Raw genomic sequence first — 13149 nt, forward strand, 5'->3', positions numbered from 1 at the left:
CCGGTCGTACAGCCACCCCGTGCGGGCGGATCCACTGCGGGGCAGCCGCCCTCTCCGCCCCGGCCCGCGCCGCGATCGTCACCGCCGCGGTGCGGGCGTTCCTCCACGGCTACCTGCCGCACCCGGCCGCGGAGTCTCCGCGCTGAGGCGCAAGCTTCCGGTCAAGCGGGGGCTGCCGCAGCGCGGGCAGCGGTGTCCTCGCCGGGAGCGTGTCCGAGGCGGGTGCGGAGGGTGGTCGCGAAGTCTTCCGCGCGGGTCAGCTGGGTGCGCAGGTCCTCGATCTTCCGGGCGGCGGCCTGCTCGTAGACCCCCATACGCTCCAGGAGCGCTGCACGTTCGGTGCTGTCGGCCGGCGGGGCGGCGTCGAGGCGGTCGGTGATGTCGAGGAGGTCGCGCATCTCGTCCAGGGTGAAACCGAGGGGCTTCATCCGGCGGATGACCATGAGCCGGGCGACGTCGGCCTCGGTGTAGAGACGGAAGCCGCCCTGGGATCGGGCGGAGGGGATGACGAGCCCGACTTCCTCGTAGTGGCGGATGGTGCGCAGGGACAGCTCGGTCCGCGCCGCCACTTCGCCGATCTGCATGTGCTCGTCGTCCACGCCTGTGGCCCTGACCCTTCTCGTCGCGGCGGTCACATCAGTACGACCCGCCGATCTCCACTCTAACGTTAGGGTAGAGTTGCTGGTGCGGGAGCGGCTGATCCGCACCGTTGCTGTTGTTCCCGGGGCCGAAGACGCCCCCGGCGAAGATTCCGATTCTTGCAGGAGAGAAAGCGTGCGCGAGCCCATGACGCCGATCGCCGCCGCCTGCCCGCCGTGACCCTTCGCACCCCGATGTGAGCCGTCGGCCGCACACCCGCGCCGGGCTCCATCCTCATTCGGCTTCCGGCCCGCCCCGCGGGCCGTCCGCAGGGCTCCGCTCCGGCCCCTGCGTGTCCTTCCCCGCACACCCCGGCCCGCCTTGGGGCTGTGCCCGAGCACGACAGGTGCCTGCTTCCTTGTCTTCTTCCGTACTGACTCCCGCCGGACGGCTGCGCGGCCTGCGCCCGGACTGGCTGAACAACCCGAAGGTCTGGCGCACCGAGATCCTGGCCGGCCTGGTCGTCGCACTGGCCCTGATCCCCGAGGCGATCTCGTTCTCGATCATCGCCGGTGTCGACCCGGCGGTCGGCCTGTTCGCCTCGTTCACCATGGCCGTGGTCATCTCGATCGTCGGCGGCCGCCGCGCGATGATCTCCGCCGCCACCGGCGCCATCGCCCTCGTCATCGCCCCGCTGAACCGCGAACACGGCCTGGGCTACCTGATCGCCGCCGTCATCCTCGCCGGAATCATCCAGATCGCCCTCGGCGCCCTCGGCGTGGCGAAGCTGATGCGGTTCGTCCCGCGCTCGGTGATGGTCGGCTTCGTCAACGCCCTCGCCATCCTGATCTTCATGGCCCAGGTCCCCGAAATGCGTGACGTCCCCTGGGCCGTGTATCCGCTGATCATCGGCGGCCTGGCGCTCATGGTGCTCTTCCCGAGGATCACCAAGGTCATCCCGGCCCCCCTGGTGTCCATCGTCATCCTCACCGTCATCACGATCGCGGCCGGCATCGCCGTGCCGACCGTCGGCGACAAGGGCGAACTCCCCTCGTCGCTGCCGGTGCCGGGCCTGCCGGACGTGCCCTTCACCATGGACACCCTGACCACGATCGCCCCCTACGCGTTCGCGATGGCCCTCGTCGGGCTCATGGAATCGCTGATGACCGCCAAGCTCGTCGACGACATCACCGACACCCACTCCTCCAAGACCCGCGAGTCCATCGGCCAGGGCATCGCCAACATCGTCACCGGCTTCTTCGGCGGCATGGGCGGCTGCGCCATGATCGGCCAGACCATGATCAACGTGAAGGTGTCCGGCGCCCGCACCCGCCTCTCCACCTTCCTCGCCGGTGTGTTCCTGATGGTGCTGTGCATCGTCTTCGGGCCCGTCGTCTCCGACATCCCCATGGCCGCCCTCGTCGCCGTCATGGTCATGGTGGCCTTCGCGACCTTCGACTGGCACTCCATCGCCCCGAAGACACTGAAGCGCATGCCCGCCGGCGAGATCGCCGTCATGGCCATCACCGTGATCGTGGTGGTCGCCACCGACAACCTCGCCATCGGCGTCGTCGTCGGCTCCGTCACCGCCATGATCATCTTCGCCAAGCGCGTCGCCCACCTCGCCCGCGTCCACGCCGTCACCGACCCCGACGGCAGCAGCGTCGTGTACTCCGTGACCGGCGAACTGTTCTTCGCCTCCTCCAACGACCTCGTCGGACAGTTCGACTACAACGACGACCCCGACCGGATCATCGTCGACCTCTCCGCCGCCCACATCTGGGACGCCTCCTCCGTCGCCGCCCTCGACGCCATCGAGACCAAGTACAAGCAACGCGGCAAGACCGTGGAGATCATCGGCCTGAACGACCCGAGCGCCGACCTCCATGGCAAGCTCACCGGCGAACTCACCAGCCACTGACCCCGCGAACCTCACAGCCCAGGGCCCCGGCATCAGCGCCGGGGCCCTGGGTGTTCCCAAGGAGCTACTCCGGCGAAGGACCGCGGTAGGTGCCGAAGGTCCACAGGTTGCCCTCGGGATCCCGCACCGTGCACACGAACGCCGCAGCACCCGAACCGAACCGGGTCTCGTGCGGCGGTTCGAGGACCTCGCCCCCAGCCGCGACGACCCGCCGGTGCACCGCGTCCACGTCATCGCTCACCACGTAGACCGCACCGGTACCCGCCCGCATCACCCCGTGCACCGTGTCCGTATGCCGGGTCGAACCGAACACCAGCGCACCGCCCCCGGGCCACCGCAGCTCGGCATGGACCACACCGCCGTGCTCGTCCCGCGCCGCAACCACCTGCGTGAACCCCAGCACATCAACCAGAAAACGCAGTGCCCTCTCCGTGTCGTCGTAGTGCAGGACCGGCCACACCGAGGACACAGAAGCATCGGACGACATGCCGCCCATCGTAGGCGTGGGCATCTGCACGAAGCGGATAGCAGCGGCCAGTCTGCCGGGCGCGGCCTGGGCGTCGAGATGGTGGAGGCCACTCCCACCGGCAAGCGCTTTGCATAAAAGTGCGTCAATGCGTATAGTCATGCCATCGATCAGGAGGGTTACCGATGGTGGTACGAGCAGCAGTTGCAGGGGCGAGCGGATACGCCGGCGGGGAGCTGCTCCGTCTTCTGCTGGCGCACCCCGAGGTCGAGATCGGCGCCCTCACCGGGCACTCCAACGCCGGGCAGGCGCTCGGGTCGCTCCAGCCGCACCTGCGGCCGCTGGCCGACCGGGTGCTGGAGCCCACCACCGCCGAGGTTCTCGCCGGTCATGACGTCGTCTTCCTGGCGCTTCCGCACGGGCAGTCCGCCGCCGTCGCCGAGCAGCTCGGGGACGAGGTCCTCGTCGTCGACATGGGGGCCGACTTCCGGCTCGAGGACGCCGGTGACTGGGAGACGTTCTACGGGTCCCCGCACGCCGGGACCTGGCCCTACGGGCTGCCCGAGCTGCCGGGCGGGCGGGCCGCGCTCGCCGGGTCGCGGCGGATCGCCGTGCCCGGGTGCTACCCGACCGCCGTGTCCCTCGCGCTCTTCCCGGCGTACGAGGCCGGTATCGCCGAGCCGGAGGCCGTCATCGTCGCCGCGTCGGGCACCTCGGGTGCGGGCAAGGCGGTCAGGCCGCATCTGCTCGGCTCCGAGGTGATGGGCAACATGACCCCGTACGGCGTCGGCGGCGGGCACCGCCACACGCCCGAGATGATCCAGAACCTCAGCGCCGCCGCCGGTGAGCCGGTCACCGTCTCCTTCACGCCCACCCTCGCGCCCATGCCGCGCGGCATCCTCGCCACGTGCAGCGCGAAGGCGAAGCCCGGCGTGAGCGCCCAGAGCCTGCGCGCGGTGTACGCGAAGGCGTTCGCGGACGAGCCGTTCGTGGACCTCCTGCCCGAGGGGCAGTGGCCCGCCACCGCCGCGGTGTACGGCTCCAACGCCGTACAGGTCCAGGTCGCCCACGACCCGGCCGCCGGACGGATCGTGGTCATCTGCGCCATCGACAATCTCGCCAAGGGCACCGCGGGCGGCGCCCTGCAGAGCATGAACATCGCCCTCGGGCTCCCCGAGGACACAGGTCTCACGACGATCGGAGTTGCACCGTGAGCGTCACGGCAGCACAGGGGTTCTCGGCGGCGGGCATCGCCGCGGGAATCAAGGAGAGCGGGAACCCGGACCTGGCCCTCGTGGTCAACAACGGGCCGCGCCGCGCCGCCGCGGGCGTCTTCACCTCCAACCGCGTCAAGGCCGCCCCGGTGCTCTGGTCGGAGCAGGTCCTCAAGGGCGGCGAGGTCACCGCCGTCGTCCTCAACTCCGGTGGTGCCAACGCCTGTACGGGCCCCCAGGGGTTCCAGGACACCCACGCCACCGCCGAGAAGGTTGCCGAGGTGCTGGAGGGCCACAGTGCGGGAGAAGTAGCCGTCGCCTCCACCGGGCTCATCGGCATCCTGCTCCCCATGGACAAGCTGCTCCCCGGCATCGAGCAGGCCTCCGCCGCGCTCAGCGAGCACGGCGGCGAGAAGGCCGCCATCGCCATCAAGACCACCGACACCGTGCACAAGACGGCCGTCGCGGGCGGCGAGGGCTGGACCGTCGGCGGCATGGCCAAGGGCGCGGGCATGCTCGCCCCCGGCCTCGCCACCATGCTCGTCGTCCTCACCACCGACGCCGACGTCCCCGCACCGGAGCTGGACGCCGCACTCCGCGAGGCCACCCGGACCACCTTCGACCGGGTCGACTCCGACGGCTGCATGTCCACCAACGACACCGTGCTGCTCCTCGCCTCCGGCGCCAGCGGCATCACCCCGGACCAGGACGCGTTCGCCGAAGCCGTACGGACCGTCTGCGACGACCTCGCCCGGCAGCTCATCGGCGACGCCGAGGGCGCCTCCAAGGACATCCGGATCGAGGTGATCAACGCGGCCACCGAGGACGACGCCGTCGAGGTCGGCCGCTCCATCGCCCGTAACAACCTCCTCAAGTGCGCCATCCACGGCGAGGACCCCAACTGGGGCCGTGTCCTCTCCGCCATCGGCACCACGAAGGCCGCCTTCGAGCCGGACCAGCTCAACGTCGCCATCAACGACGTGTGGGTCTGCAAGAACGGGGGAGTGGGCGAGGACCGCGACCTCGTCGACATGCGCTACCGGGAGGTCAAGATCACCGCCGACCTCGCCGCCGGCGTCGAGTCGGCCGTCATCTGGGCCAACGACCTCACCGCGGACTACGTCCACGAGAACAGCGCGTACAGCTCATGAGCGCCGCGCGGAAGCACACCGCACTCCCGAAGGCGCAGATCCTCATCGAGGCACTGCCCTGGCTGACCCGGCACAACGGCAAGACCGTCGTCATCAAGTTCGGCGGCAACGCCATGATCGACGAGGAGCTGAAAGCCGCCTTCGCCCAGGACGTCGTCTTCCTGCGGCACGCCGGCCTCAAGCCCGTCGTCGTGCACGGCGGCGGCCCCCAGATCAGCGCCCAGCTCGACAAGCAGGGCCTGGTCAGCGAGTTCAAGGCCGGGCTGCGGGTCACCACCCCCGAGGCGATGGACGTCGTCCGGATGGTGCTCGCCGGACAGGTCCAGCGCGAGCTGGTCGGCCTCCTCAACCAGCACGGCCCCCTCGCCGTCGGCATGACCGGCGAGGACGCCCACACCATCACCGCCACCCAGCACCGGCCCACCATCGACGGCGAGTCCGTCGACATCGGCCGGGTCGGCGAGATCACCGCCATCGACACCGGGGCCATCCAGGCGCTGCTGGACGACGGCCGCATCCCGGTCGTCTCCTCCATCGCCCGCTCCGCCGACGACCACCACGTCTACAACGTCAACGCCGACACCGCGGCCGCCGCGCTCGCCGCCGCCCTGAACGCCGAGACGCTGATGGTCCTCACCGATGTCGAGGGCCTCTACGAGGACTGGCCCAACAGCGACGACGTCATCAGCCGGCTCACCGCGAGCCAGCTGGAGAAGCTGCTGCCCGAGCTGTCCAGCGGCATGGTCCCCAAGATGCAGGGCTGTCTGCACGCCGTGCGCAACGGCGTCGAGACCGCCCGGGTCATCGACGGCCGGGTCCAGCACTCGATCCTGCTGGAGATCTTCACCGACGAGGGCATCGGCACCATGGTCGTGCCGGACGCCCCCATCGACGTACACGGAGTACCTGAACAGGGGGCATCATGACCGGCACCGACAGCAGCGGACTCACCTCGCGCTGGCAGGGCGCGCTGATGGACAACTACGGCACGCCCCGCCTGCCGCTCGTCCGCGGCGAAGGCGCGTACGTCCGGGACGAGGACGGCACCCGCTACCTCGACTTCGTCGGCGGCATCGCGGTCAACGCCCTCGGCCACGCCCACCCCGCCGTCGTCGAGGCCGTCTCCACCCAGATCGCCTCCCTCGGCCACGTGTCGAACCTGTTCATCGCCGAGCCGCCCGTCGCGCTCGCCGAACGGCTGCTCCAGCTGTTCGGCCGTCACGGCCGGGTCTTCTTCGCCAACTCCGGTGCGGAGGCCAACGAGGCCGCCTTCAAGATCGGCCGGCTCACCGGGCGCACCCACATGGTCGCGACCGACGGCGGCTTCCACGGCCGGACCATGGGCGCGCTCGCGCTGACCGGACAGCCGGGGAAGCAGGAGCCGTTCCGGCCGCTGCCCGGCGATGTCACGCATGTGCCGTACGGAGACGCGGACGCCCTGCGCGCGGCCGTCACCACCGACACCGCACTGGTGATCATCGAGCCGGTGCAGGGCGAGAACGGTGTCGTCGTCCCGCCCAAGGGCTACTTGGAAGCAGCCCGCGAGATCACGCGTGCCACCGGTACCCTCCTCGTCCTGGACGAGGTGCAGACCGGTATCGGCCGCTGCGGCCAGTGGTTCGAGCACCAGGCCCACCAAGGCGTCGAGCCCGACATCGTCACCCTCGCCAAGGGCCTCGGCGGCGGTCTGCCGATCGGCGCGACCGTCGCCTTCGGTCCGGCCGCCGACCTGCTGAAGCCGGGGCACCACGGCACCACCTTCGGCGGCAACCCGGTCGCCTGCGCCGCCGGACTCGCCGTCATCGACACCCTCGCGGCCGACGGCGTGCTCGACGAGGTCAAGCGGCTCGGCGAGAAGATCCGCGACGGCGTGGAGGCGCTGGGACACCCGCTGGTCTCCCATGTCCGCGGCAGTGGCCTGCTGCTGGGTATCGTGCTCACCGGACCCCTCGCACCGCAGGTGCAGCAGGCGGCCCAGGGAGCCGGCCTCCTGGTGAACGCGCCCGCCCCCGATGTCGTACGGCTCATGCCGCCGCTGATCATCGGTGACGCGGAGGTGGACGCGTTCCTGGAGATCCTGCCGAGCGCTCTCGACGCGGCACACGGGGACGGACGATCCGGAGCATGACCCTCCGGAGAATGAGGCGACGACGATGACCGAGGCGCAGGAAACCGAGCACGGCGGGCCGTCCGTGCCGCAGACCCGCACCGCCCGCCACCGCCGGATCGTGGACATCCTGAACCGGCAGCCGGTCCGCTCGCAGAGCCAGCTGGCCAAGCTCCTCGCCGACGACGGACTGAGCGTCACCCAGGCGACGCTCTCGCGCGATCTCGACGAGCTGGGCGCGGTGAAGATCCGCAACACCGGCGGCGAGCTGATCTACGCGGTGCCGAGCGAGGGCGGATTCCGTACCCCGCAGGCCCCGCTGGGCGGCTCGGCCAAGGAGGAGCGGATGCGCAGGCTCTCGGCCGAACTGCTCATCTCGGCGGAGGCCTCGGCCAACCTCGTGGTGCTCCGTACGCCGCCGGGCGCGGCCCAGTTCCTCGCCTCGGCCATCGACCAGGCCGAACTGCACGACATCCTCGGCACGATCGCGGGCGACGACACGCTGATGCTCATCAGCCGCGACCCGAACGGCGGTCAGGCGCTCGCCGACCATCTGCTGAGGCTCGCTCAGAACGACCGCTGAACCGCCGCGTTCAGTAGCGTGTGATCGCGGTCGGGCCGGAGGCGGTCCCGACCGCGATGTGCGGACGCCGCTCCGGCTTCGCCCACGCCAGGATCTCCGCCATGGCATCGGCGGGTACGGACACACAACCCGCCGTCGCCCCACGCCCGTTCACATGCAGAAAGATGCCCGCGCCCCGACCCTGTACCGGGCGGTCGTAGTTGAAGCCGATCACCAGCGCCCGGGCGTACTGCGTGCCGTAGGAGACCAGATGCTCGGCCTCCGCCGCCCGGCAGTGGGAGGGCCGCGGTTCCACCCAGCGGTTGTACGCCCCCGAGTCGTTGTCCTGGCACCACCAGGAGTCCTCGCTCACCTTCCGGTACGGATACGTCGTGCCGGCCGGGGCGTCCGCGATGCCGAAGGCGTACGGCAGGTCGTACAGCCCGGTCGGTGTGGTGCTCGTGCCCTGCTCCCGGGTCGTCCCTTCGGCGAGCCCGTTCGCCCCGAACCGCGCGGGCGCGGACCCGGCCTCCGCCCACCGGCCCCCGCGCCGCTCCCACCAGGTCACCGTGCCGGTCGTGGAGCCGGTGTCCGGGGCCTCGGCGGTGATCAGCTGGGAGCCGCCGCCGGTGTCCGCCAGCCGGTCCGGCAGGGGCGGTACGTCGGTGGCGGAGGCGGGCACGGCCCCGAGTGTGCCGGCCAGGGCGAGGAGTACGGCGGCGGTCACCAGTGATCTGCGCATGCTCCGGACCGTACGGCGACCGGCCGGCCCGCCCCACCGGACCTGCTCCGTACGGCCCAGCGGCGCACACCGGGCGGGGCATCACCGGTACCCGGGCTCCGGAAGCCGCTGCCGCCCCGCCGCACGCAACAGCCGGTCCGCCGCCACCCGCACCGCGCGCGGCCGGTCCGGCGCACTCCGCTCGCGCAGCAGGTGCTCCGGAATCCCGGCGGCCTCCGGCAGCAGGGCCCGGGTCGCCGCCCGCACCACGGCCGGGCTCGGATCGTCCAGCAGCGGGGTCAGCCGCTCCCGTACCACCACGTCCAGCGCACGCAGTCCGCCGATCGCGTGCAGGCGCACGGCGGGCAGCGGGTGCTCCACCAGGGCCCACAGCGTCCCGGCGTCCGTCGCGCGGTCGCCGCACTCGCCGAGGCCCGCGGCGGCACCCGGGTACGCGGCGGGATGGGTGCACAGGGCCCGGCAGAGGGGCAGCGGGTCGACGCCGCCCTGCCGCAGCACGTAGCGCGCGCAGGCCCGTACGAGGGCGGACCGGTCGGCGAGGAACCGCTCCGCGTCACCGTGCCGCCCGGCCCGCCGCAGCGCGGTCACCCCGGCCGAACGCACCCGGGGCGAGCGGGCCGCCAGCAGCCGGTCGAGCACGGCGGCCGCGTCCGGGTCCACAGCCGTGTCCGGGTTCACGGGCTCGTGCGGGTCCACGGCCGCGCCCGGGTCCACGAGCCCGGCCGGCCTCACGGCCGCGACGGCGGCTTCCGCGCAGAGGTCCTGGAGGGTGACGTCACCGCAGCTCGCCGCCGTAGCGGCCAGCTCCATCGGCGTCAGCAGCCCGCGTTCCACCGCGATCCGGTACGCGAGCCTGTACGTCGCCCGGTCCGGATCGGCCGTCAGCACCAGCACCTCGGCCGCCGGGCCCTCGCGCAGCGCGTCCTCCAGCAGAGCGCGGGCGAAGTCGCCCCGCTCCCGTGGTGCCAGCCGCAGGATCAGCCCGGCCAGCGGGAACAGGGCGCCGCCGGGCAGGCCGGCGAGCAGCGTCCGGGCCTTCGCGCGGACCGGAGCGACCCAGTCCGCGCACCGCACCACCAGCAGCGGGCGCAGCTCCGGGGCGGTGCGGACCGCGTCCAGGGCCGCTTCCCTGACCCGCCCGTCCCGGTGGCACAGGGCGACAGCGGGAGGCGGTGGCGGCGGCGAGGCCGGGGGAGCGGCCCGGGAACCCGTACGTCCGCGCAACCGGTCGAGCAGCGTCGGGGCCGGCCGTTCCGGGTCCCCGGGCGGGCGGGTCCACAGCCAGGGGCGGTCGTCCAGATTCCGCACGCCGGCGTCGAAGGCCGGCCAAGCCCCGGACGACGCGATGTCGAACGCCTCCTCCGGCGCAGCGCCCTCGCACACCCGCACCACGGCTCGCATGGTCTCCCCGTCCCGGCCGTCCCAGCTCTCCACGGCTGCCCCCTTCATCGGCTGCCGATGCTAGAGGCGTTGCGGCCGAGGAACGTCGGCATTTTCCGTCCGTACGGCTGTGTGCACCGCCCTGACCTGCTGTTTTGACAAACAATACGGAGGACTGCATAGTTATACCCATCAGTGATTGCACCGTAAGGAGAAACCCGTGACCGAGCGCGTCGTACTCGCCTACTCGGGCGGCCTGGACACCTCCGTCGCCATCGGCTGGATCGCCGAGGAGACGGGCGCCGAGGTCATCGCCGTTGCCGTGGACGTCGGCCAGGGCGGCGAGGACCTGGACGTCATCCGCAAGCGCGCGCTCGCCTGCGGTGCCGTCGAAGCCGAGGTCGCGGACGCCAAGGACGAGTTCGCCGAGGAGTACTGCCTCCCGGCGATCAAGGCCAACGCCCTCTACATGGACCGCTACCCGCTGGTCTCGGCCCTCTCCCGGCCGACCATCGTCAAGCACCTCGTCGCCGCCGCCCACAAGCACAACGCCGGGATCGTCGCCCACGGCTGCACCGGCAAGGGCAACGACCAGGTCCGCTTCGAGGCCGGCATCTCCGCGCTCGGCCCCGACCTGAAGTGCATCGCCCCGGTCCGCGACTACGCGATGACCCGGGACAAGGCGATCGCCTTCTGCGAGGAGAAGAACCTCCCGATCGCGACCACCAAGAAGTCCCCGTACTCCATCGACCAGAACGTCTTCGGGCGCGCCGTCGAGACGGGCTTCCTGGAGGACATCTGGAACGCGCCGATCGAGGACATCTACGAGTACACCGAGAACCCCGCCGCCCAGCGCGAGGCCGACGAGGTCGTCATCTCCTTCAAGGAGGGCGTGCCCGTCGCCATCGACGGCCGTCCCGTCACCGTCCTCCAGGCGATCCAGCAGCTCAACGAGCGGGCCGGCGCCCAGGGCATCGGCCGGATCGACATGGTCGAGGACCGGCTCGTGGGCATCAAGTCCCGCGAGGTGTACGAGGCGCCCGGTGCGATCGCGCTGATCACCGCCCACCAGGAGCTGGAGAACGTCACCGTCGAGCGCGAGCTGGCCCGCTACAAGCGGCAGGTCGAGCAGCGCTGGGGCGAGATGGTCTACGACGGCCTGTGGTTCTCCCCGCTCAAGCGGGCGCTCGACGGCTTCATCAACGAGGCCAACCAGCACGTCACCGGCGACATCCGGATGACCCTGCACGGCGGCCGCGCCGTCGCCACCGGCCGGAAGTCCGAGGAGTCGCTGTACGACTTCAACCTCGCCACCTACGACTCGGGCGACACCTTCGACCAGTCCAAGGCGCAGGGCTTCATCGAGATCTTCGGCCTCTCCTCGAAGATCGCCGCGAAGCGCGACCTCGCCTGACCCCCTCTCGTTGTACAGCCGCCTCCCCGTCGTCACGCGGCAGGGAGGCGGCCGCATATCCGCATCCGGGCCTACGCCTTGGCCTTTGCTTTCGCTTTTTGAGGAGCACGCAGTGAGCAGCAACAACGGTGACGTCCGGCTCTGGGGCGCGCGTTTCGCCGACGGACCGGCCGAGGCGCTGGCCAAGCTGTCGGCGTCCGTCCACTTCGACTGGCGGCTCGCGCCGTACGACATCGCCGGCTCCCGCGCCCACGCGCGCGTCCTCAACAAGGCGGGCCTGCTCACCGAGGACGAGCTGACCCGGATGCTCGCCGGGCTCGACCAGCTCGAAGCCGACGTCGCCGACGGCTCCTTCACCGGCACGATCGCCGACGAGGACGTCCACACAGCCCTGGAGCGGGGACTCCTGGAGCGCCTCGGCCCGGACCTCGGCGGCAAGCTGCGGGCCGGCCGGTCGCGGAACGACCAGATCGCCACGCTCTTCCGGATGTACCTGCGCGACCACGCCCGGATCGTCGGCGGTCTGATCGCCGACCTCCAGAGCGCGCTGGTCGGCCTCGCCGAGGCCAACGCCGACGTCGCCATGCCGGGCCGGACCCACCTCCAGCACGCCCAGCCCGTCCTCTTCGCCCACCATGTGCTCGCCCACGTCCAGTCCCTCTCCCGGGACGCCGAGCGGCTGCGCCAGTGGGACGAGCGCACGGCGGTCTCGCCGTACGGCTCCGGGGCGCTCGCCGGGTCCTCGCTCGGGCTGGACCCGGAGGCGGTCGCCGCCGACCTGGGCTTCGAGCACGGTTCGGTCGCCAACTCCATCGACGGCACCGCCTCGCGGGACTTCGTCGCGGAGTTCGCCTTCATCACCGCGATGATCGGCGTGAACCTCTCCCGGATCGCGGAGGAGGTCATCATCTGGAACACGAAGGAGTTCTCCTTCGTCACCCTCCACGACGCCTTCTCCACCGGCTCCTCGATCATGCCGCAGAAGAAGAACCCGGACATCGCGGAGCTGGCCCGGGGCAAGTCCGGCCGTCTCATCGGTAATCTGACCGGCCTGCTCGCCACGCTCAAGGCGCTCCCGCTGGCGTACAACCGGGACCTCCAGGAGGACAAGGAGCCCGTCTTCGACTCCTGCGACCAGCTGGAGGTCCTGCTGCCCGCCTTCACCGGCATGATGGCCACCCTCACCGTCAACCGCGAGCGCATGGAGGAGCTGGCCCCGGCGGGCTTCTCGCTCGCGACCGACATCGCGGAGTGGCTGGTCAAGCAGGGCGTGCCGTTCCGGGTGGCGCACGAGGTGGCCGGCGCCTGCGTCAAGGAGTGCGAGCAGCACGGCATCGAGCTGGACCAGCTCACCGACGAGCAGTTCGCCGAGATCTCCGAGCACCTCACCCCCGAGGTCCGCACCGTCCTCAACGTGCGGGGCGCCCTCGCCTCCCGCGACGGCCGGGGCGGAACAGCGCCCTCCGCCGTCGCTGTCCAGCTCGCCGAGGTGAAGGAGGACCTGGCCGCCCAGCACGCCTGGGCGACCGCCCGCCGGTAGCCGCGGCGCCGACGCCCCGTACGTACGGTGTCGTCGCAGGTGTACGAAGGGTGTCGCGGACTACGTTCACCGG

12 protein-coding genes are annotated in these 13149 nt (G+C 71.3%); 8 read left to right on the plus strand and 4 right to left on the minus strand.

Annotated features, from left to right (window positions below; all coding sequences use genetic code 11):
• Positions 1–161 precede the first annotated feature (161 nt).
• Positions 162–599 carry a MerR family transcriptional regulator gene (locus AC0VY3_RS12740; protein ID WP_181010988.1) on the minus strand — a complete coding sequence of 146 codons (438 nt, stop codon included), beginning with the start codon at positions 597–599 and terminating at the stop codon, positions 162–164.
• A gap of 398 nt (positions 600–997) precedes the next feature.
• On the opposite strand from AC0VY3_RS12740, the gene AC0VY3_RS12745 reads away from it, so the two are divergent.
• Positions 998–2500 carry a SulP family inorganic anion transporter gene (locus tag AC0VY3_RS12745; protein WP_475549630.1) on the plus strand — a complete coding sequence of 501 codons (1503 nt, stop codon included), beginning with the start codon at positions 998–1000 and terminating at the stop codon, positions 2498–2500.
• 64 nt (positions 2501–2564) lie between these two features.
• Here AC0VY3_RS12745 and AC0VY3_RS12750 read toward each other — a convergent pair whose 3' ends face one another.
• Positions 2565–2987, minus strand: coding sequence for a VOC family protein (locus AC0VY3_RS12750; RefSeq protein WP_475549631.1), 423 nt, complete (start codon positions 2985–2987; stop codon positions 2565–2567).
• A gap of 164 nt (positions 2988–3151) precedes the next feature.
• Between AC0VY3_RS12750 and argC the strand changes: the two genes are divergently transcribed.
• Genes argC through AC0VY3_RS12775 form a run of 5 tightly spaced genes read left to right on the plus strand, consistent with a single transcriptional unit; the run spans position 3152 to position 8021 of the window.
• Positions 3152–4180 carry an N-acetyl-gamma-glutamyl-phosphate reductase gene (argC, locus tag AC0VY3_RS12755; RefSeq protein ID WP_103511143.1) on the plus strand — a complete coding sequence of 343 codons (1029 nt, stop codon included), beginning with the start codon at positions 3152–3154 and terminating at the stop codon, positions 4178–4180.
• Positions 4177–5331, plus strand: a complete 1155-nt coding sequence (argJ, locus tag AC0VY3_RS12760; RefSeq protein ID WP_103511142.1) for a bifunctional glutamate N-acetyltransferase/amino-acid acetyltransferase ArgJ — start codon at positions 4177–4179, stop codon at positions 5329–5331. Before argC ends, argJ begins: the two co-directional genes overlap by 4 nt.
• Complete coding sequence (gene argB, locus AC0VY3_RS12765; RefSeq protein ID WP_103511141.1) at positions 5328–6257, plus strand: acetylglutamate kinase; 930 nt, start codon at positions 5328–5330, stop codon at positions 6255–6257. The genes argJ and argB overlap by 4 nt, the downstream gene beginning before the upstream one ends.
• On the plus strand, positions 6254–7459 hold the full coding sequence (locus tag AC0VY3_RS12770) for an acetylornithine transaminase (protein WP_103511140.1): 1206 nt from the start codon (positions 6254–6256) through the stop codon (positions 7457–7459). The genes argB and AC0VY3_RS12770 overlap by 4 nt, the downstream gene beginning before the upstream one ends.
• 25 nt (positions 7460–7484) lie before the next feature.
• Positions 7485–8021, plus strand: a complete 537-nt coding sequence (locus AC0VY3_RS12775) for an arginine repressor (protein WP_019764598.1) — start codon at positions 7485–7487, stop codon at positions 8019–8021.
• Between the two features lie 10 nt (positions 8022–8031).
• Here the strand turns inward: AC0VY3_RS12775 and AC0VY3_RS12780 are convergent, their stop codons facing one another.
• Positions 8032–8742: a L,D-transpeptidase family protein gene (locus tag AC0VY3_RS12780; RefSeq protein WP_475549632.1), complete on the minus strand. Its 711-nt coding sequence runs from the start codon at positions 8740–8742 to the stop codon at positions 8032–8034.
• An 81-nt stretch (positions 8743–8823) separates the two neighbouring features.
• Positions 8824–10191 carry a hypothetical protein gene (locus AC0VY3_RS12785; protein WP_475549633.1) on the minus strand — a complete coding sequence of 456 codons (1368 nt, stop codon included), beginning with the start codon at positions 10189–10191 and terminating at the stop codon, positions 8824–8826.
• A 151-nt stretch (positions 10192–10342) separates the two neighbouring features.
• Here AC0VY3_RS12785 and AC0VY3_RS12790 point away from each other — a divergent pair, with 151 nt between their 5' ends.
• Together AC0VY3_RS12790 and argH are read left to right on the plus strand one after the other, a co-directional pair.
• A complete protein-coding gene (locus AC0VY3_RS12790) occupies positions 10343–11536 on the plus strand; it encodes an argininosuccinate synthase (protein WP_475549634.1) in 1194 nt (397 codons plus the stop codon).
• 112 nt (positions 11537–11648) lie between these two features.
• Positions 11649–13076: an argininosuccinate lyase gene (argH, locus tag AC0VY3_RS12795; RefSeq protein WP_103507469.1), complete on the plus strand. Its 1428-nt coding sequence runs from the start codon at positions 11649–11651 to the stop codon at positions 13074–13076.
• Positions 13077–13149: the final 73 nt, after the last annotated feature.

The organism is Streptomyces sp. iso_384 (genome assembly GCF_056172905.1).